At 72.6% G+C, this 19,085-nt stretch carries 15 protein-coding genes; 8 read left to right on the top strand and 7 right to left on the bottom strand.

Annotated elements, in window-relative coordinates; translation table 11 throughout:
• Positions 1-25: 25 nt before the first annotated feature.
• Positions 26-442: an SsgA family sporulation/cell division regulator gene (locus tag ACGFYY_RS03705; RefSeq protein ID WP_365268150.1), complete on the bottom strand. Its 417-nt coding sequence runs from the start codon at positions 440-442 to the stop codon at positions 26-28.
• Positions 443-565: 123 nt separating this feature from the next.
• On the opposite strand from ACGFYY_RS03705, the gene ACGFYY_RS03700 reads away from it, so the two are divergent.
• The 3 genes from ACGFYY_RS03700 (at position 566) to ACGFYY_RS03690 (ending at position 5,915) form a co-directional block, all read left to right on the top strand.
• Entirely contained in the window at positions 566-2,074 is a 1,509-nt protein-coding gene (locus tag ACGFYY_RS03700) for an FMN-binding glutamate synthase family protein (RefSeq protein ID WP_393706877.1), read from the top strand.
• A gap of 22 nt (positions 2,075-2,096) precedes the next feature.
• Positions 2,097-3,824, top strand: a complete 1,728-nt coding sequence (locus ACGFYY_RS03695) for a thiamine pyrophosphate-dependent enzyme (protein ID WP_393706876.1) — start codon at positions 2,097-2,099, stop codon at positions 3,822-3,824.
• A 207-nt stretch (positions 3,825-4,031) separates the two neighbouring features.
• Positions 4,032-5,915, top strand: coding sequence for a copper resistance CopC/CopD family protein (locus ACGFYY_RS03690; RefSeq protein ID WP_393706875.1), 1,884 nt, complete (start codon positions 4,032-4,034; stop codon positions 5,913-5,915).
• A 56-nt stretch (positions 5,916-5,971) separates the two neighbouring features.
• Here ACGFYY_RS03690 and ACGFYY_RS03685 read toward each other — a convergent pair whose 3' ends face one another.
• Both ACGFYY_RS03685 and ACGFYY_RS03680 read right to left on the bottom strand, forming a co-directional pair.
• A complete protein-coding gene (locus tag ACGFYY_RS03685; RefSeq protein ID WP_393706874.1) occupies positions 5,972-6,715 on the bottom strand; it encodes a DUF1775 domain-containing protein in 744 nt (247 codons plus the stop codon).
• Positions 6,716-7,110: 395 nt separating this feature from the next.
• Entirely contained in the window at positions 7,111-8,349 is a 1,239-nt protein-coding gene (locus tag ACGFYY_RS03680) for a GNAT family N-acetyltransferase (RefSeq protein ID WP_393706873.1), read from the bottom strand.
• 199 nt (positions 8,350-8,548) lie between these two features.
• Here ACGFYY_RS03680 and ACGFYY_RS03675 point away from each other — a divergent pair, with 199 nt between their 5' ends.
• Positions 8,549-8,971 carry a hypothetical protein gene (locus ACGFYY_RS03675; RefSeq protein WP_393706872.1) on the top strand — a complete coding sequence of 141 codons (423 nt, stop codon included), beginning with the start codon at positions 8,549-8,551 and terminating at the stop codon, positions 8,969-8,971.
• Between the two features lie 22 nt (positions 8,972-8,993).
• On the opposite strand, the gene lanL is transcribed toward ACGFYY_RS03675, so the two are convergent.
• A complete protein-coding gene (gene lanL, locus ACGFYY_RS03670; RefSeq protein WP_393706871.1) occupies positions 8,994-11,801 on the bottom strand; it encodes a class IV lanthionine synthetase LanL in 2,808 nt (935 codons plus the stop codon).
• A 234-nt stretch (positions 11,802-12,035) separates the two neighbouring features.
• Here lanL and ACGFYY_RS03665 point away from each other — a divergent pair, with 234 nt between their 5' ends.
• A complete protein-coding gene (locus ACGFYY_RS03665) occupies positions 12,036-12,164 on the top strand; it encodes a hypothetical protein (protein ID WP_365268164.1) in 129 nt (42 codons plus the stop codon).
• A 138-nt stretch (positions 12,165-12,302) separates the two neighbouring features.
• Here the strand turns inward: ACGFYY_RS03665 and ACGFYY_RS03660 are convergent, their stop codons facing one another.
• Positions 12,303-12,980, bottom strand: coding sequence for a TetR/AcrR family transcriptional regulator (locus tag ACGFYY_RS03660; RefSeq protein WP_393706870.1), 678 nt, complete (start codon positions 12,978-12,980; stop codon positions 12,303-12,305).
• Between the two features lie 222 nt (positions 12,981-13,202).
• On the opposite strand from ACGFYY_RS03660, the gene ACGFYY_RS03655 reads away from it, so the two are divergent.
• The 3 genes from ACGFYY_RS03655 to ACGFYY_RS03645 all read left to right on the top strand — a co-directional run bounded on the left by ACGFYY_RS03655 (position 13,203) and on the right by ACGFYY_RS03645 (position 15,828).
• A complete protein-coding gene (locus tag ACGFYY_RS03655; protein ID WP_393706869.1) occupies positions 13,203-13,823 on the top strand; it encodes a hypothetical protein in 621 nt (206 codons plus the stop codon).
• A 650-nt stretch (positions 13,824-14,473) separates the two neighbouring features.
• Positions 14,474-14,674, top strand: coding sequence for a hypothetical protein (locus ACGFYY_RS03650; RefSeq protein WP_365268170.1), 201 nt, complete (start codon positions 14,474-14,476; stop codon positions 14,672-14,674).
• 41 nt (positions 14,675-14,715) lie between these two features.
• Positions 14,716-15,828, top strand: a complete 1,113-nt coding sequence (locus ACGFYY_RS03645) for a hypothetical protein (protein ID WP_393706868.1) — start codon at positions 14,716-14,718, stop codon at positions 15,826-15,828.
• 72 nt (positions 15,829-15,900) lie between these two features.
• Here ACGFYY_RS03645 and ACGFYY_RS03640 read toward each other — a convergent pair whose 3' ends face one another.
• Both ACGFYY_RS03640 and ACGFYY_RS03635 read right to left on the bottom strand, forming a co-directional pair.
• Entirely contained in the window at positions 15,901-17,313 is a 1,413-nt protein-coding gene (locus ACGFYY_RS03640; RefSeq protein WP_393706867.1) for a hypothetical protein, read from the bottom strand.
• A 194-nt stretch (positions 17,314-17,507) separates the two neighbouring features.
• Positions 17,508-19,070 carry a hypothetical protein gene (locus tag ACGFYY_RS03635; RefSeq protein ID WP_393706866.1) on the bottom strand — a complete coding sequence of 521 codons (1,563 nt, stop codon included), beginning with the start codon at positions 19,068-19,070 and terminating at the stop codon, positions 17,508-17,510.
• Between the last annotated feature and the right edge of the window lie 15 nt (positions 19,071-19,085).

The raw sequence follows: 19,085 nt of genomic DNA, 5'->3' as shown, positions 1-19,085 counted from the left end.
ACCCCTGGCACCCGGACGCCCGGCCTCATTCCGCGCACCGGATGCTGTCGAGGAACCCGTCGATGTCCCAGGACTCGGATCCCCGGGCAACCAACCCGTAGGACTGCTCGAGAAAGCAGCTCACCTGCGCGGAGTCGACGATCAGCACCGCGGACTCGTAGCCGGCCGGTGTGTCTCCCCACAGCTGCATGACCAGCGTGCGATGTCCGTCCGACCAGTGGGGGCGCAGGCTGATGTCGCCCTCTCCCACGGGCCGGCGCACCCCCTCGGCCAGCATGTCCCGCTCGAAGTGCCAGGGGGTGGGAGTCTCGGCGTCCAGCATGAAGTCGAACCGGACCGCGTAGGGGTCGGACGGGTCGTAGACGGCCCGCGTCGGTACCGGCAGGAGATGGTCGGCCACGGCGAGGTGCGTCGAGATCGTGTCGGAGAGCGAGGACAGCAAGGGGACCTCCACAAGACAACGGGTGACCGGCTCGCGTACCCACCGAACACGCCCGGCATTCCGCGCCTCCCGTGTGAATCGCCCGACGCGGTTGACGGCCGGGGTTCGGGACACACGCGCGATGTGCTGAAAATACTTCTCCTCGTCCTGCTCGGGGCGCTCGTGGCCCTGGCCCTCCACGACCTCGTGCAGCGCCGACACTCCCTCCTGCGGAACTACCCCCTCCTGGGGAACCTGCGGTTCGCCATGGAGGCGCTACGTCCGGAGATACAGCAGTACTTCGTCGAGCGGAACTTCGACGGCCGCCCCTTCGACCGGGACACCCGCAGCATCGTCTACGAACGTGCCAAGGGCACCGACGACGAGGAGCCCTTCGGTACCGAACGCGACCTCCACCAGCCCGGCAGCGAATACCTCACCCCGTCCATGGCCCCCCGCCCGGTGCGCCTCGATCCGCCCCGGGTCCGGATCGGCGGCCCCGGCTGCACCAAGCCGTACGACATGGCCCTGCTCAACGTGTCGGCGATGAGTTTCGGCTCCCTGTCCGCCAACGCCGTACGGGCCCTCAACACCGGCGCCCGGCTGGGCGGCTTCGCCCAGGACACCGGCGAGGGCGGTCTTTCCGCACACCACCTCGGCCCCGGCGGGGACCTCGTCTGGGAGATCGGCACCGGGTATTTCGGCTGCCGTACCGAGAAGGGCGACTTCGACCCGCGCCAGTTCGCGGAGAAGGCGGCGCACGAGCAGGTCAAGTGCGTCCTGCTGAAGATCAGCCAAGGCGCCAAGCCCGGCATGGGCGGCGTACTGCCGGGCGCCAAGGTGAACGCGGAGATCGCGGAGGTCCGCGGCGTTCCCCGAGGACGCACCGTGGTCTCCCCACCCTTCCACCGCGTCTACACCACCCCGCGCGAACTGGTCCGCTTCCTGGCGCGGATGCGCGAGCTGGCCGGCGGAAAACCCGTCGGGTTCAAGCTGTGCGTCGGCTCCCGCCGCGAGTTCCTCGCCGTGTGCAAGGCCATGCTGGAGGAGGACACCACACCCGACTTCATCGTCGTCGACGGAGCGGAGGGCGGCACGGGCGCGGCCCCGCTGGAATTCGCGGACCACGTCGGCCTGCCGCTCGGCGAGGGGCTGATGACCGTACACAACGCCCTCGTGGGCGTCGGGCTGCGCGACCGCGTCCGCATCGGGGCCTCCGGCAAGGTCGCCACCGGGAGCGACCTCGTCAAACGCCTGATCCAGGGCGCCGACTACACCAACGCCGCCCGCGCGATGATGTTCGCGATCGGATGCATCCAGGCCCAGCGCTGCCACACCAACACCTGTCCCGTAGGGGTCGCCACCCAGGACCGGCGGCGGGCCCGAGCCGTCGACGTCGGCGACAAGTCGCGACGCGTCGAGCGCTACCAGAAGGCCACCGTCCTGAGCGCTCTTCGGATCATGGCGGCGATGGGCGTCGACAGCCCGTCCCAGCTGCGCCCCCACCACCTGCTCCAACGGGTCGACCCCTACACCGTGCGCTCGTACGCCGAACTGCACGAATGGCTCACCCCGGGACAACTGCTCGCATCAGTGCCCGAGGCCTGGGCATCCGACTGGCGGGCGGCCGACCCCGACCGCTTCACCCACTGAGACCGAGGGAAAGGACACTCCCGTGGCACGAACCGTGGCCCGCGCGATCGTCGACGCACTGGAGGACCTGGGCGTCCGGCACGTCTTCGGCGTCGTCGGGGACGCACTGAACCCTCTGACCGACGCGATCCGCACCACCGACGGCCTCACCTGGGTCGGCTGCCGGCACGAAGAGGCCGCGGCCTTCGCGGCGGGGGCGCAGTCACAGCTCTCCGGCACCCTCGGCGTGTGCATGGGCACGGTCGGACCCGGATCCGTACACCTCCTCAACGGGCTCTACGACGCCGCCAAGAGCCGTACCCCGGTCCTCGCGATCTGCGGACAGGTACCGCTCGCCGAGATGGGCAGCGACTACTTCCAGGAGGTCGACAACGACCTGCTGTTCCGCGACGTCGCCGTCCACCGGGCCACCGTCACCTCCCCGGAGCAGATGCCGCGGATGCTGGAGGACGCCGTACGCGCCGCCGTGACCCGGGGCGGCGTCGCCGTCCTGACCGTGCCCGGCGACCTCGGCGACCAGGAGCTCGGCGACGACCGTCCGGCGCGCTTCACCCTGGAGCGTGCCGTCACCCGGCCCGACGAGCCGGCCCTCGCCGAGGCCGCCGAACTCCTGAACGCGGCGTCCCGCGTCACCCTGCTCGTCGGCTGCGGAGCCCGCGCCTCCCGCGCCGAAGTCCTCCGGACCGCCGACCTCCTCTCCGCGCCCATGGTGCTCACCCTCAAGGCGAAGGAGGGATTCGAGGACGACAACCCCTTCCAGGTCGGCCAGACCGGCCTGATCGGCAACCCCGCCGCCTCCCACGCCCTCGACCACGGCGACGTCCTCCTCATGCTGGGCACCGACTTCCCCTACCGGGAGTGGTACCCGAAGGACTGCAAGGTGGTCCAGATCGACGCCCGCGAGGAGCACCTGGGGCGCCGGGTCCCCGTGGACGTGGGCCTCGCCGGCGACGTGGGTGCCACCCTGCGCGCCCTGCTCCCGCTGCTGAAGGGGGTTCCGGACCGTGCGCACCTGGACGACGCCCGGGAGCGGTTCCTGCGGTGGGAGGACGGCGGGCGCCGGCTGGCCGACCCCGGCCACGAGCACCGCTGGACCGGCAAGCTGCGCGCGGTACTGGACAACCCCGACCACGACATCCGGCCCGAGGCGCTGGCCGCCGCAGTGGACGCGTACGCGGCCGAGGACGCCGTGTTCACCTCCGACACCGGGATGGCCACCGTCTGGCTCTCCCGCTTCGTGTCCATGCGCGGGACCAGGCGCCTGATCGGCTCGTACAACCTCGGCTCGATGGCCAATGCCATGCCCCAGGCCATCGGCGCCCAGCTCTGGGCGCCCGACCGCCAGATCGTCGCCCTCTGCGGTGACGGCGGCCTCGGCATGCTGCTCGGCGATCTGATGACCCTGGCGACGTACCGGCTGCCGGTGAAGCTGGTCGTCTTCGACAACCGCCGACTGGGCATGGTCAAGCTGGAGCAGGAGCAGGCGGGCCTGCCCGAATTCGGCACCGAGCTGGACAACCCCGACTTCGCCGCCGTCGCCACGGCCCTCGGCCTCACCGGGATCCGCGTCACCGATCCGGCCGACCTCCACGCCGCTGTGCGCCGGGCGTTCGACACCCCGGGCCCGGTCCTGCTGGACGTGCTGACGAACCCGGAGGAAGTGGCCGTACCGGGCAAGCCGACCCTGGCGCAGGGATGGGGTTTCGCCGTCGCCAAGGTGAAGGAGATCCTCCCGAGCCGCGACAACTGAGCGGGAGGACGGCAGGGGGCGGCGGCGGGAGGGGGAGGAGCCCCGTACAGGGAAAGAGACCCGAGTCGAGCATTCTTCGCCGTCTTTAGCCGAAGTTGCTCAAACCGCGTGGTCACCCGGTCGGCGGCACTATCGTCCACATCTCGCCGCCGCCCCTTCGGAGACTGTGCCTACATGCCCAGTGGATCGCCTCCCACGAGGAGGCCGTTGACCGTCCTGATCCTGGTCGCCGCCGTACTCGCCCTGCTCCTCGGCGGGGCGGGCGCGGCCTCCGCGCACGCCGGACTGAGCGGCTCCGATCCCGCCGACGGCAGCGTCCTGAAGACCGGGCCGCAGCACGTCACCCTCACCTTCACCGAGTCCGTCAGCTTCTCCGACGACTCGCTGAGAGTCCTGTCGCCGGAGAACGAGCGCGTGAACCCGCGCCCCGCGCAGCACGTCGACGGCAAGGAGAACACCGCGCGGGTAGCCCTGTCCGGCACCCTGCCCCAGGGCACCTACACGGTGGCATGGCGGGTCGTCTCCGCCGACGGCCATCCGATCTCCGGCGCGTTCGTCTTCTCCATCGGGCAGCCGTCCGAGACCGCCGCCGTGGTGGCGACCGACTCACCGGACGAGACACCCGTCGGCCGCCTGTACGGGGTGCTCCGCCACGTCGCCTACAGCGGTCTGGCCCTCCTCGTGGGAGCCGCCGCCTTCGTCCTCCTGTGCTGGCCCGCCGCGGGCGCGGCACGTCCGGTACGCAGGCTGCTGACCGTGGGGTGGTCGGCCCTGACGGCGTCCACGGTGGCCCTGGTGCTGCTCCGCGGTCCGTACGAGACGGCCGGCTCGGTGACCTCGGCGTTCGACCTGGCCCAGCTGGGCCGGACCGTCACCGGCAGGTCCGGTGGGGCGCTGGTGGCACGGCTCGCGCTGCTGGTGGTCGCGGCCGTGTGGCTCCGGCGCTCGGCCCGACGGCTCGACCGCGCCGAGCACGGCTCACCACCGCCGGAGTTCGGGAGCCGGGTCCGACCGGCCGCCGCGCTGCTGGCCGTGGCCCTGGCGGTGACCTGGGCCTTCGCGGAACACGCCGCCGCCGGTATCCAGGTGGCGCTGGCCATGCCCGCCGCGGTGCTGCACCTGCTGGCCATGGGGGTCTGGCTGGGCGGCCTGATCACGCTGCTGCTCCTCCTCCGAAGCCGTGGACCCGCCGGCCAGGACCTCCCGGCCTCCGCGATCGCCCGCTTCTCCGGCCTGGCCTTCAAGGCCGTGGCCGTACTGGTCGGCACCGGGGTGTACCAGTCCTGGCGGCAGGTCGGCTCGTGGGAAGCGCTGTACACCACGTCGTACGGGAAGACCCTCGTCGTGAAGGTCGCCGTCGTGGTCCTCGTGGTGTGGGTGGCCTCGTTCTCCCGCCGCTGGACCGCCCGTCTCGTCCACGAGGCGGCGCGGGCCAGGATGCCGGTGAGGGTGGCCGCCTCCGAGCGGGCACGGGTGGCCCAGACGGTGGGCGCGCCCGCCACTCCGGCGGAACAGGACCCCGACCCAGCGTCCGACGCACCTGCCGGGGACGGGCCGAGCGACCAGCCCCCGCCGCCCGCCGCCCAGGCCGACACCTACCGGCGCGGCCTGCGCCGCGTGGTGACCGTCGAAGCCGTGCTCGGTGTCGTGGTCCTGGTGATCACCACCCTGCTCACCGGCACCCAGCCCAGCCGCGCCGCCGGTGAGCGGGCCGCGGCGGTGGCCGCCGCGGCGGATCCGGGGGTGAAGGTGATCACGGTGCCCTTCGACATGGGCACGGCCCATCACCAGGGCACGGTACAGATCACGCTGGCGCCGGGGCAGGTCGGGGAGAACACGGTCGAAGCCGTCGTCTTCAGCGCCGACGGCGGCCTCGCCTCGGTGCCGGAACTCCGCCTCACGCTCACCCAGGAAGAACTCGGGATCGGCCCGCTCGACGCCAGGCTCAAGAACCAGAAGGGGTACTGGGCCGCCTACGACCTGCGGCTGCCGATGCCCGGCGAGTGGACCCTGAACATCACCGTCCGCACCACCGAGATCGACCAGGTCACGGTGCGCGAGACCGTCCGCGTCACGCCGGTGCCGAGATGACCCGCGGGCGGGGCCGGTACGCGGAGTAGGCCGCGCACCGGCTCCGACCGGTCCTGTCAGGCCTCGCTACGGTCGCGGCGCACCCACCAGAAGGTGCCGGCGGCGGCGAGCAGGAGTGCGGCGGCGATCGCTCCCACGACGGCCCCGGTGCCGCTCCCCGCGTCCTTCTCGCTCGTCGCCCGCGCACGCGCGGCCGCGACGGATTCGGCCGACGGAGCCGCGTTCGAGGGCTGGGCGGAGGCCCCGGCCGCGCTCGGCGACGGTGCCGGCGAGGGGCTGCCGGGGGCGAGCGGCACGGCGCCCGGGGCCGCCGCTGCGAGCTCGAGCACGGGGGCGGGGTTGTCGACCTTCTCGCCGTCGGTGGGCACCTCGATCCAGCGGGAGACCTTGCCGTCGCCGTAGGTCTCCAAGGTCTTGAAAGCCAGGGACTTCGCGTCGGGCAACTGGCGCACGGTGACGCTGTACTCGGCGTCCGTGCCGGTCGCCAGAGCCGGGCCACCGATCGCGTACCCGTCCGGCGTGGGCGTCAGTTTCCACTCCTTCGGTGCGTCCTTCAGCGTGACGGCTTCCGGAGCGATGCCCTTCGGAAGGACGACCCGCAACTCCGAGATGCCCGCGGTCTCCGACTCGGCCTCCGAGGTGAACGACAGCGTCACGTTCTCGGCGAGCGCACGCGGGTCGGAGGCCGTGACCTCGGCGTGCGCGGCCGCCGGGCCGGCCGCCGCCCCCACGACCACCAGGGCGCCGACGGCCGCGATACCCAGCCTGCGGAGCCGGGGAGGTGTGTGTGATCCGGTCATGATGGAGAACCCTCTCGGTACGCGTGACGGGCCTCGACCTGTGGCCGACGGCCCGTCAGAATCTGGGGAACGTCTCCTGCGCGTCGGCGAGGAGGCCCCCGAGGCACCACGGCGTGACACAGCATCGTCGCCACGTTCGCCGCGACGGCTGCCGGGACCAGGTACCGTCCGGGCCGGCGCGGACGGGCCCCGAGCCGGGAGGGCACGCGGACCGGCACCGAACGGACGGCAGCCCGCGGCCCCTGTCCGCCCCGCCCCGAAGGCCGCGGACACGAGCGCGTCCCCGCAGAGGCTTCGGCCATGTCGGGCCCATCATCACCGCACCCGGCCGCCGCTCGGCCTCAACTGTCAATTGCGGAGCAGTTTCGCGTCAGGTCCTTCACGTGGCGGATTCCTCAGAAGGAGTGTGGCAACCAGGGGGCGGTGTCGTGGCCGAAGGCCGACGAGGCCCGCGCGAGCGTTCCGTTCCGCAGTTCGCCCGCCCGCCCGGCGCGTGCCAGGGCGGTCAGACAGACGCCGCCGAGGTAGGCGCAGGCCAGTGTCCGTACCGGCAGGCGCAGATCGGCCGGCGCGCGGGTGCGCGTGCACGACGCGCCGTCCGTGTCCGCCGTGAGCCGCCAGCGGCCTTCGTTCCAGGGGCAGAAGGGGTCCTCGACCTCGAAGACGATCTCGACCGGAGCGCGGTACGCGCGGGCCTCCAGGGCGGCGCCCACATCGACGAGCCGGACGAACAGCCCGTCCCGCAGCTGCCTTTCGCACCGGCGTACGTCCGAGACGAAGTGCTGCCACGCGTCGTCCACGGGGCGGTTCTGCGCCACGAGCGTCGACGTCAGGTCGATGTCGAAGAGGAAGCGCCACAGCGCCGCGTACGCGGCCGGATCCACGGCGTCCAGGTCGCGCAGCACGATCGTGCCGCGCGCGCCCGAGACGTCCCACTGCGGCGTGTGGTGGAACCGGGCGTACCCGACCGTCGTCCCGTCCCGCTCGGCGACGACGCACCGGAGCGGCGAGCCGCCGTCGCGGCCGCCGCCCTGGGGCGCGAGTACGGCCAGGCGCTCCCATCCGGGCCGGCGGGCCGGCATGCCGGGTCGGTCGGCCACCTGGTCCGCGTACACCGCTTCGCAGGCCGGTAGCGCGGACAGCGGATCGGCGTACCGCAGGCGCACCGCGTCCGTGCCCGTGGGGGGCGGTACCTCCAGGCGTACGCGCGTCGTGTCGATCGTCGTGGAGAGCTGCTGGGTGGCCATGCCGTAGCCGAAGCGGCCGTAGATGCCGGGCTCGGACGCCACGAGTGCCGCCAGTGGTTCACCCCGCTCGTGGATGTCGTCCAACTGGCGTCGCATCATCGCGGTCATCAGTCCGCGCCTACGGTGCGTGGCGGCCACGCTCACCATCGTCACCCCGGCCGTGTCGACCAGGGCCGCGCCCGGCACCGACAGGCGCAGCGAGAAGGATCCGGCGGTCCCGACGCACTCGTCGCCGTCCCAGGCGCCGTAGGACCGGTCGTGTTCGGTCAGGCCGTGCCACAGCTCGCGCGCCTCCGGGGGCGTGGGCGGGCCGCCGAAGGCCCGTTCCAGGGTCCTGTACCAGGTGTCCCACTGCTGGGCCTCCAACGTCCGCAACTGTGGCGCCATGGACCACCTCTACCAGGGGCTTCGTGGCGCGGAGACGTTGCCGGGCGGCGGTGCCACCCGACTGGGTCACCGGGAGGATCCGGCCGCGTCGCCGAGATCGGGGCTTGACGATGCGCCGAGAAACATATGACACTCGAAGTGCAAGTTGTTTTGTACTTTTTCGTAGCTGTTGATTGCTGTCTGTCACGAAAGGCGAGACATGTCCGTCTACAGTGAGCGAGCATGTACCCGGCCGAGCGGCATGGGCCGCACCGCTGCCTACGCCGCCGTGGGCGGGGCCGTAGGTGGCGTCTGGGCTCTCGGCGGGGACACGCCCGCCTGGGAGCACGCCCTGCGCGTGCTCGTCGTGGTGCTCTGCGTCAGCGTGGTCGGGCGCTTCGTCGGCCGCCGCCTGGTCCGCGTCGGGCGGGCCCCCGTCGACCGCCGTCTGTTCTTCGGCCTGGTGGCGGGGAAGGTGCTCCTCGTGGCCGTCGCCCTGCTCGTCGACCAACTCGCGGGCCTGTGGTTCGCCGAGCCGGCGCTGATCACAGCCGGCTTCCTGTTCGTCCTGGTGACCGTCGGTGGCCCCGCCCTGCACGGCCGTCTGTCGCACCCGGTCGCCCGTGCCGACACGACGGTATGAGGACATTCGTCGATCCTGCCCGCTAGGGGTTCCGGCCCTGTGCCCACGACACCGTCCACGGGCGTGGGCCGCCGTGGCGCAGCCGCAGGAGGAAGTCGAGGATCCCCGCCGCCCCGTTGCCGTACTCGGAGCCGCTCGTGGCATCGGCCACGAGGCGTAGCCCGTCGCTCTCGCAGTGCTGGGCGTCGACGACCGCGGCGATGCCCTCGGCCTGGGCGCGGTAGCGGGCCTCGCCGGTGATGGCGGCCATGTCCAGGAGGAAGTGGCCGGTCCCCGCGTTTCCGCAGCAGGCGCCCGCGAGCGCACGCCACGGATCGCCGACGGCGGCCGCCGCGGCCTGCTCGGCGAGGTCCGCGAAGCGCCGCAGGCCGGTGGCCGACCACAGCCGGATCAGGAAGGTGCCGATGCCGGTCGGCCCGTTGCACCACTGCGTGCTCGGCCGGAGCTGAGGCTTGCCTCCCACCTCCGCAGGCCACGCGGCCCGGCCGTCCTCGACGCGGGCCGCTCTGACGAGCGTGTCGCCCGCGCCCAGGGCGGCGGCCGCGAACCGGCCCGCCTCCACGGCGCGCCCACGGACCTCGGCGGCGGACGCGGCGGCCAGCAGGAACGCCCCGACGCCCGCCGTCCCGTGGGCGAACCCGTACGTGTGCGCTCCCGCGAGGGCGGAGTCCGTGTCGCGGGAGGTCGGCCAGGTCCAGTCGCCGTCCGCGCGGTCGGCGGCGTCCAGTACGGCATCGGCGCAGGCGAACGCCGCGTCCAGGAGAGCGTCGTCGGCGGTGGCCTGCCACAGGTGCAGATGTGCGGTGCCCGCCCCGGCGAGGCCGTGGGTGAAGTCGGGACTCGGCCAACCGGTCGGGAGCCGCTCGGCGAGCGTGACCGCCCGATCGGCCAGGGCCGCGTCACCGAGGAGCCGGGCGGCGTCGTGGAGCGCCCAGGCGGTGCCGGAGCGCCCGAAGCACAGGCCGGGCAGCAGCCGGGGCACGTCGAACAGGCGCTCGTCCAGCCAGCGGGCCGCCTCGGCCACCGTGGGAAGCAGGGAGGCGTCACCGCGCGCCCGTGCGGCGCGGGTGAGGGTGGCGAGCACGCCGGCCGCGCCGTTCCAGGCGTTGCAAGGATCGCTGCGCGGCACGTTCCGTTCCGGCGCCGGCCACAGGGTGGCCCGCCAAGGAGTCATGGTGCGTCGCAGGTGGGCGAGACCGTCGTCGAGCAGCCGGTCGATCGCGGCCGACCGGTACGCGGGCAGCACGGCCCGCGTGGCTGTGGCCGTAGCCGTGGCCGTAGCCGTAGCCGTAGCCGTAGCCGTAGCCGTGGCCGTGGCCGCGGCGGCTGCGGTCGACCCGGTCAGCCGGTCCAGCGCGTGCGGGAGGGTCCAGCGCGCGCCCGGGTCGGCCATGGTCAGCCCGTCGATCAGCTCGACGAACGGCGCCAGCGGGGGATGGGCGAGGGCGATCAGCGGGAGCGTGGGCGGCGCGTCCCGCCGCGGGCCGGCGCCGTCGGTCCAGCCGGCCACCCACCGCGGATCGAGATCGGTCAGCAGGCAGAAGAGCATCACCCCGAGGCTGAACCGGTCCGCCGCCGGTCCGGCGACCTCGGCCGACTCCGCGGGCGACGCGCGCAGGCCCAGGGCCCTGACCTCGGGTGCGGCGAACCCACGCGTGTACGCGGGAGCACGTTCCCGCCCGGCTTCGATCACGTACTCCGTGTCGATCAGCCGTACGTTGCCGGTCGGGGTGACCATGACGTTGTGCGGCTTGAAGTCGCGGATCACGAAGCCTGCTTCGTGCACGGTCCGCAGCAGGGTCACCAGCCGCGAGGCCATCACGGTGGCCTCGTCCACGCCCGGTCCGCCGTTCCGGACGCGGGCCGACTGCCACAGGTGCAGGGGCTGTCCGGGCACGAGCTCCTCGGCGAGGAACAAGTCCCCTTGGTCCTCGAAGAGATGCACCTTCGCCGGGGTGACTCCCAGCGGCGCGAGCAGCTCCAGCATCCGGGCCTCGTCCCGCAATCGGTCGCGCACGTCGCTTCCGTCCAGGCGGGCCCCGACGTGGGCCCGCGCGTGCTTGACGATGACGTCGAGGCCCGTGAGCTCGTCCGACGCCCGGTAGACGCCGCCCTTGTTCGCGTGCCGGACGGCCCGCACCACCTTGAACCGGCCGCCCAGCAGCACCGGCGCCGCCGTCCCCGTGACCGTCGTCGGGCCGGCGGGTTCGGTGGGGAAGGGGTAGGTGGCCCATGGGGGGAGGACGAACCCGGCGGAGCGCTCGTCCTTGAGCCCGCTGCCGTCCGGGCCGGTCATCCACGGTTCGAGGACACCGTCGTCGGTCAGGATCATGTCGCTGGTGAACTGCCCGTACCGGAAGTGGACGAGGCTGCCGGGTCGTACCGGCCTGTCGGACAGGATCCGGGGACCGCACAGGCCGGCCGTCGCGGCGTCCAACTCGTGGGCGAGAACGCGGAACTGGTCGTCGTCGACGGGGTACACGGTGATGAACTTCCCGCCGGCGCCCCGGTCGCGCCAGATGTCCCCGAGGCGTACGACCCGTTCCAGGTCGACGGCGAACTTGAACGAGACCGCGCGCCGTGTCAGCACCTCCGCCGACCGGGCGAGGACGAGGGCGGCCGACAGCGGCGTCGCCGACACATGGAGCTTCCAGCCGTGCGCGCGCCGCACGGTGAGGTCCGGCGGCCGTACGAAGCACCAGGCGTCCGACGGCTGCACGGTCCACCGCTGACCTCCGCGACGGCCCAGCACGGCCCGAGCGACGTCGAGCAGCAGGAGAGAGTCGGCCGACTCTTCGCGCGGCCGGGCGGGATACGGGTTCGCGGTCATGGAGGTCAGCGCTCTCTTGGATCCCGAGATGTGCACGGACCGTGTGCGCAGCGCAGCACACCAGTCTATGCCCGCCCCGGCAGGCCTTCCTGTCGGAGCGGGCAGCGGGCGAGCGTAAGTATTTGCACTCAAAGTGCAAAGAAATCCCCAAGTCCGGTGTTGCGTGGATTTGTCGGGGTATCGACCATGCGTCGGGTCGAGTGGCCCGAGAGGTCCGAGGAGAGAGGCAAGACGATGAACGAGACGACGACCGACATCGGCGCCCTGGAGCTCCTGCCGCAGGAAGAGGAGGAGCAGGAGCTGTCGGAGCGTGACTGCACCAGCTGGTCCACCTGCAGCTTCACCCTGGCGGCCGATGAATGACACGACGGCCGTGGACGCGATGACCGCGGACACGATGACCGCGGACACGAGTCGCTCCGGCGCCACGACAGGCAGCCGACCGCACGATCCCCGCCCCGGGAGGCGGGGATCGGCCGTGTGTCGACCGGTGAAGCGGTCCTATCGGGCGTGAGTGCGGGTCGGTCGGCTGCCCGACGAAGGCCGGTCCGTGGTGGCGAGCAGGGCGTGCACCGCCGTCTCCATCGTTCGGGCGGCCGCTTCGGCGCTCAGGCCGCTGCTGCGCCAGTGGTACCAGGCGCCCCAGGTCGTCACCGCGTCCAGCCCGTGGAGCACCTCGGATCCGCGTGCGGCGGGCAGGCGTTCGAGTTCCTCCGCGAAGACCTCGGCCAGTCGCGCCCGGGCGAGGTCCAGTACTTCTCGGGTGACCTCGGTGACCCGGTCACCCGGCGTCGCCAGGCGCATCAGGGTCAACTGTGCCGGTGTGATCCATTCCAGGATCCGTGCCCGCTGTTCCGTCAGGGCCGCTACCCGGGTGCCCCGGGGCCCCGTGGTCGGAAGCGGCCTGATCTGCTCGATCAGTTGCTCCAGTCGGCGGGTGATGGCCGTCTCCACCAGCTCGGACATGTCGGCGAAGTGATGGAACACCAGGCGTCGGGACACGCCGGCACGCTCGGCGACCCGCTCCGCCGGGAAGCTGGATTCCCCCTCGTCGAGCAGGGACAACACGGCCTCGGCGATCTTCACCCGGGACTGCCGGCCCCGCTCGGCGCGGCCGTCCGTGGCCCGGCCGTCCGTGGCGCGGTCGTCGGACCGCGGTCGTCGAGCCGGCTGGTTCACGGCGCCCCTCCCCACCTCGCTGGGTGCCATTGTCGCAAACGAACGAGGCTCCGGGCGGCTCCTCGCCGTGCCGGTGCCGACCGTACGGGTGGCAGACCGCGACCGTCCCGGGGAGCCGCGTTGGCGCGCCTGTTTGGCTCGACGCGTACGCGTCTACGAATCGCGGGCCGAAGTTCGAAGAGCAGTCGGCGTCCCTCCGTATCCGAAGGAGACCTCCCCACCATGCCCAGAAACCCGCGATGGCTCGTGGCCCTGGCGGCCGGAGCCGCCGTACTGAGCGCGGGCCCGGCCGCGGCGTCGGCGGCGCCGCCGGCCGCGGTCAACCCGGCCCCGTTCAACACCGTCACCGTCGACCGCAGCACCGTGGCCCACGGCGAGAGCTTCACCGTGTCGGCGAGCCGCTACTGGCCGAACGAGGAGGTGTACGTCCGGCTCGTCCCGGAAGGCCGGGCCGACGAGACCCGTGCCGTCGCAGGAATCGACGGCGACGGCGACGCGGACGGCCTCGGCGACCTGCGCCGTGGCAGGCGCATCGTGACCCTCGCCATCCTCCTCGCGAACGCCGAGGGAGAGGTCTCGGGCACCGTCACGGTGCCCGAGCGCCACCGCCGACACCACCTCCGGGGCGAGTACCGCCTGGAGCTCGCCGGGCACGGCTCCCAGCTGTGGCAGTCGATCCCCTTCCGGGTGGTCGCGGCCGAGGGCGGCGGGCAGCACAAGCCCGGCCACGGACCGGCCGAGGAGCACGGTCAGGAGCCTCGTCAGAACCCCCACGAGGCGCCGGAAACGCAGCCCCACCAGGACGCTCCGCAGGACGCGCCGGATAAGTCCCCCGAGGGCTGACCCCGGCGCGACGGCACCGGGGAGCGGCCCCGCGGTCTCGGGTCGCCCTACGCCGTACGACAGTCACTCGAAAGGGAGCGGAGCGGACACGGACGAGCCCCCAGAGGGTAACGATGCCGCGAACCGCGCTCCCCTTCCCGCTAGAAAGCAGAAGCTCTTTGATGCGCTCTGATCTTCCTCGGCGCGGCCGTTCAGGGCCGCCGCCCGGTCGACGGCTCCCCCAGGTCTGCGGGGCCTTCGTCATGCTCACCCTGGCCGCGGCCGGGCTCGCGGGCACCGCGGCATCGGCCCCGGTGCGGACCGTGGGCTCCTCGGTCCTGGTGCAGCCCGGCCCCGGCCCGAACGGGCCCTGTCCGCCCTGGGCGGACTGCGGTTCCGATCCGGCGGGCCCTTCGCACGGCCGACCGCAACCGCACCACGGGGACGAGGACGGACCGCCGCGACACGAAGGCCACGACGGGCACAAGCGTCCGGGGCCTCCCGGTCCGCCCGGCCCTCCGGGACCGAGCGGGCCCGCGGGTCCCAGCGGTCCCCCCGGGCCGAGCGGTTCGGCGGGCCCCAGTGGTCCGCCCGGGCCGAGCGGTTCTCCCGGTGCGACCGGGCCGGCCGGGCCCGCGACCACCACCGAGACCGTCGGTGATCCCATCACCGTGGTCCCGGGCGAAGAGGCCACCGTGTTCGCCACCTGCCCGACCGGGAGCACCCTCGTCAGCGGCGGGTACCTGATGAGCGGCACGATGCAGGTGCTGCTGACCTCCCGGGCGGCCACCCCCGACACCTGGACCGTCACCGTCCTGAACAACTCGTCGGCGAACGCCACCGTGGCGGCCGTCGCACAATGCGCGCCGTGACCGCACGCCGGGCCCATCCGCCCGCCCCTGAAGGGAATTTCATGCTCAGATCGGAAAGGGTCGTCAAGACCCTGGGGACCGGCGCATGCCTGGCCTCCATCCTGGCACTCTCCGCACCGACCGCCTCGGCCACGACGACCGACATCTCCTGCGGCGAGATCCAGACCGGTGTGGTGTCCTGCCTCCTGCCGGACGGCGCCTCCTCGTACGGCACCACGGCTCTGCTGGCGGCGGCGCAGGCCGCGACGCAGACCGCGCTGACCACCACCACGCCCATGGTCGTCACCGCCTACGGCGGTGCCGGGCGGTACGGCAGCAACGGCGGCGGCCTCTATCGCGGCGGGGACGGCGGTTACGGCGGCAAGGCGCAGACCGTGACATCGGTCGCGAGCTTCCAGTCGGCCTTCGGCGGGACGCTGTACTACTACGTCGGCCAGCTCGGCGCGACGTCCGCCGGCGGCCGCGGCGGCGCCTCCACCCTGGTCTCCGGCGTCGACCTGACCACGCAGAACCCCTGCATCGCCGGCTACGGCACGTGCACCACGACGAACCTGCTCGCGGACGCCGCGGGTGGTGGCGGCGGCGGCGAGGGCAACGCCAACGGCGATGGCGGCGCGGGCGGCAACGGCGGTACCGCCGTCTCGGGTCAGATCATCTCGGCCGGATCCGCCGGGAGTGACGGCAAGGCGACCACCGGCAGCCTGACCCGCACCGGTGCGGGCGGGGCCGGCGCGAGCAACGGTGACGGCGGTGACGGCGGCCGAGGCGGTTCCGGGGTGGACCAGAAGAGCGGCACCGCCGGCATCGACGGCATCGGCGGGCTCGGCGGCCCGGTCCACACGGGCGACGGCCCCAACGCCGGTGCGAGCTGGACGAACAACTCCTCCCTCCTCTTCGGCAACGCCGGGCAGGGCGGCGAGGGTGAGTGGCGGACCAACAGGACCAACTACGGCAGCGGCGGCGGTGGTGGCGGCGGCTGGGGTGGTGGCGGCGGTGGCGGCGGCGGTGGCGAAGCCATCACCGGTGGCGGCGGTGGCGGTGGCGGCAGCTGGGCGGCCGCGAACACCGACACGGCCGCGAGCGTCCCGGTGATCTCCAACGGCAACGTCGGCCAGAACGGCGCCGTCTACGTCACGTTCGTGAGCGCCGGCTGACCCCGGCCACATCGCCCGCGGCCCCGCCCCTGAGTCAGGGACGGGGCCGCGGCACAGCTGCGGGGGAGGGGGTCAGCCGACGCAGGACGTGACGAGTGCCGGGCTGTAAAGGCAGTTCGTCGGCGTGTTGTTGGCGATCATGGTGTTCGTGACCGAGGTGATGGCGGTGTTCGTCCAGATGCCGCCGGGCGCGGGAGCGTCCGGCGCGACGTTGAACTGGACCGAGGAGTCCGTCAGTTCGTAGGTCCCGCCCAGGTTGTAGATGCCCGCGCCGCGCGAGCCGGTGCCGGAGACCTTGTTGCGGTCGATCGCGGAGCGGTTCACGGTCACCGTCGGGGTGTTGACGAGGTTCCGAGAGTAGATCCCGCCGCCCAGCGAGTAGCGGCCGGCGGCCAGGTTCCCGGTGACGTCCGACGCGTTCATGAGGTTCACGGTGCCCCCGAACACGCTGATCCCGGCTCCGAGGCCGCCCTCCCCGATGAGCTTGTTCCCCTTCACCTTGGTGTTGTCCAGCGTGAGCGCTCCACCGAGGCTGAAGATGCCGGCTCCGCCGTCGCCCTCCTGCCGGACGGTCACCGTGTTCCCCTCGATGGTGGAGTTGGTGAAGGTCTGGGTCGCGGCGCCGACACCGACGGAGACCCCACCGCCGTTGCCCGACCCGAGACCGCCGGTGGTGACACGGTTGTCGGTGATGGCGGTCCCCGTCACGTTCAGGGCGCCCCTCGCTTCGGAGTTGATGCCGCCGCCGTTGTCGAACGCGGTGTTGTGCTTGATGCTGCCGCCGTTGATGGTGAGCGTCCCGGTACCGTGCCCGATGCCGCCGGCGACGCGCGCGCGGTTGCTCGTGATGTGGGTGTTGACCAGGGTGGTCTGCCCCTCGGACTGCAGTCCGCCCGCCGCGCTCGCCCCGCCGGTGGTGCGGTTGTCGGAGATCCGGCTGTCGGTGAGGGACGCCGTGCTGCCGGCCATGAACCGGGCGCCGCCGCCGATGTTCGCGGTGCCTCCCTGGAAGGCGACATCGGTGCCCGTGAACGTGCTCCCGTTCCTGACCAGCACGGCGCCGCCACCCGTGTTCGCCCCGGGCTGCCCGTTCATGACGGTCAGCTCGTTGAGGGTCAGCCGGCCGGGCGCGGGCGTCAGGGTGCCGACTTCGAACAAGCGGAAGGAATCGGTCGAGACGCGCTTGATGGTCGCGTGGTGGCCGTTGATGGTCACGCCGCCCGGGTTGTTGTTGGTGATGGGCGGCAGCCCGTCGTCGGCTCCCGGCATGTAGGGGGCCGTGACCTCGTAGAGGCAGTACGGCTCCAGGTCGATGACGGGGTCCACGTTCGTGTTCGCGTTGTTGATCGCGGTGATCAGAGCCGCGGTGTCGCACGGCACCGTGACCGCGTGGGCGGGGACCACGGCGGTCGTGGCCGCCACGCCGGTCAGGGCGAGGGTGACGAGGGAGCTCAGTCCCCGGGGACGCGTGTTGCGCCGTCTCATCGTCGTACCTTTCGTCAAACCGTTCGTGGAGCCGAGGGTGCTGGGACCCGGGGAAGGGGTAACCCTGACGGGCGCGGTTCATGCCCCGTACCGCGGCGGGGCGCGTGTCTGTCACACGTCCGGGCCCAGCAGGAGACCCGGACGGCGGGTCGGACGGTCAGTCGGGCGGCGGGTCGGCCGAGGGGTCCGAACGGTCAGGAGTCCGTGATCCTGACGAGGCCGCCGACGACGCCCACGTACGCGGAGCCGTCCCCGCCCAGGGTCACCGGCGCGTAGTGGTTGTTGAACAGGGGTCCGGCACCGACCAGCCGGCTCCACACCCGCTTGCCCGTCCGTACGTCCAGCGCCGTCAGGTACCAGGCGTCGGGCATGGCGGCGGCGCCCTTCCCACGGGCGGATCGCAGTTCGTCGGCGCTCGGGTGGGTGAAGGTGTAGAGCAGACCCGTCGCCAGGGAGACCTTGCTGACGACGCTCGGGACCCGTTCGACGCTGTCGGACCAGGCGAGGGAACAGGTACGGGTCGTGTAGTCGACGTGGACGCGGGCCAGACCGGGTTCGGTGTCGACCTGTCGCCCTCCGAGCACTCCCTTCAGGAGCGCGTGGTCCCCGACCACGTAGCCGTAGTTGTTCTCCACGATCAGATCGCCGCCCACGGCGATCAGGCTGTTCTCGTCGGCACCCTTGCCCGGGGCGAAGACCGGCTGTTCGCACACCATCTCGGGGCCGGCCTTCCCGCGCGCCATCACGAGTACCTTCATCCGCGGGTCGGCGTTGTCGGTGATGGCCACGTACCCTCCGCCCGGGCCGTCCGCCGGGCCGATGAGCGTGGGCGTGGTGCCGCTGCCCTGGCTGAGCTGGCCGGGCTTCTGCCGCGAACCCCGGTCGTACGGGGCTCGCCAGGTGACGACGGGTCGGCCTCGCGTGGCGGCGTCGAAGCGGTAGAGGGCGTGGTCGCTGGTCACGAAGACACCGCCGGACTCGTCGACCGCGATGCTGTTGGCGATCGTCTCCCCGTGCAGCACATGGGTGGAAACCGTGCCGGTGGCCGGATCGAGGACGCCGACCACGCCGCTACCGGTCACGAACCACATCCTCCCCGTCCAGTCGGGGAGCACGGACACGATGCCGGCGGCGCCGATCACCGGCTCGAGGTCGTACCGCGCCTCCGTGACGAGCGCGTCGCCCCGGACGGCCACGACCTGGATGGTGCCGTCCTTCGTCGGGACGACGGCCCGGTCGCGTTCGTCGAGGTAGAAGTAGCCGCCGCCGGAGACCTCCGTCGGGCTGCTGCCCGCCGTCCCGGGCAGCGTGAGGGAGGCGACCGCCCCGAGGTCGCTCGGACGGAGCAGCATCAGCCGCGGAGCCAGTCCGGGGGTCATGCAGACCGTGACGATCCGGCCCCTGGAGTCGAAGGTGAGCGAGCCGCAGAGGCCGCCCTGGAGCCTGCCGCGGACGGCGAGCTCACGGCCGGTCGGGCCGGAGCCTTCGTACGTGTCGCTCTGGTAGGCGTCGCCGTGCAGGTTGCTGGAGCCGTTGGCGGCCATGAACGGGTGCCGCGGGACGGCCGGGACGGTCACCGGTCGCGGTGCGACGGCGTGACCGGTGAACGGCGGCAGACCGGCCCCCCGAGGGTCTCCGGGGATCGGCAGGGCGGGCCGGGCGGCCGAGGGCACCGCTCCGGCCGGGTGACCGGCGGTCAGGGGCGGTAACACGGCGGCTGCCACCACGACAGCCAGGGCGCGGAGGAACGTACGCATGCGGAGGCCTTTCAT

The sequence above is a fragment of the Streptomyces sp. NPDC048331 genome, from assembly GCF_043201215.1.
GTDB lineage: Bacteria > Actinomycetota > Actinomycetes > Streptomycetales > Streptomycetaceae > Streptomyces.
The sequence above is the reverse complement of the archived record's forward strand: the minus strand, read 5'-3'. Positions and strand labels throughout refer to the sequence as shown.

What these genes read in the sequence shown, in the direction of transcription:
- ACGFYY_RS03685 (WP_393706874.1), bottom strand. Translation starts at nt 6,715, where the DNA reads ATGACCGGATCACACACACCTCCCCGGCTCCGCAGGCTGGGTATCGCG.
- ACGFYY_RS03680 (WP_393706873.1), bottom strand. Translation starts at nt 8,349, where the DNA reads ATGGCGCCACAGTTGCGGACGTTGGAGGCCCAGCAGTGGGACACCTGG.
- ACGFYY_RS03675 (WP_393706872.1), top strand. Translation starts at nt 8,549, where the DNA reads ATGTCCGTCTACAGTGAGCGAGCATGTACCCGGCCGAGCGGCATGGGC.
- lanL (WP_393706871.1), bottom strand. Translation starts at nt 11,801, where the DNA reads ATGACCGCGAACCCGTATCCCGCCCGGCCGCGCGAAGAGTCGGCCGAC.
- ACGFYY_RS03665 (WP_365268164.1), top strand. Translation starts at nt 12,036, where the DNA reads ATGAACGAGACGACGACCGACATCGGCGCCCTGGAGCTCCTGCCGCAG.
- ACGFYY_RS03655 (WP_393706869.1), top strand. Translation starts at nt 13,203, where the DNA reads ATGCCCAGAAACCCGCGATGGCTCGTGGCCCTGGCGGCCGGAGCCGCC.
- ACGFYY_RS03645 (WP_393706868.1), top strand. Translation starts at nt 14,716, where the DNA reads ATGCTCAGATCGGAAAGGGTCGTCAAGACCCTGGGGACCGGCGCATGC.
- ACGFYY_RS03640 (WP_393706867.1), bottom strand. Translation starts at nt 17,313, where the DNA reads ATGAGACGGCGCAACACGCGTCCCCGGGGACTGAGCTCCCTCGTCACC.
- ACGFYY_RS03635 (WP_393706866.1), bottom strand. Translation starts at nt 19,070, where the DNA reads ATGCGTACGTTCCTCCGCGCCCTGGCTGTCGTGGTGGCAGCCGCCGTG.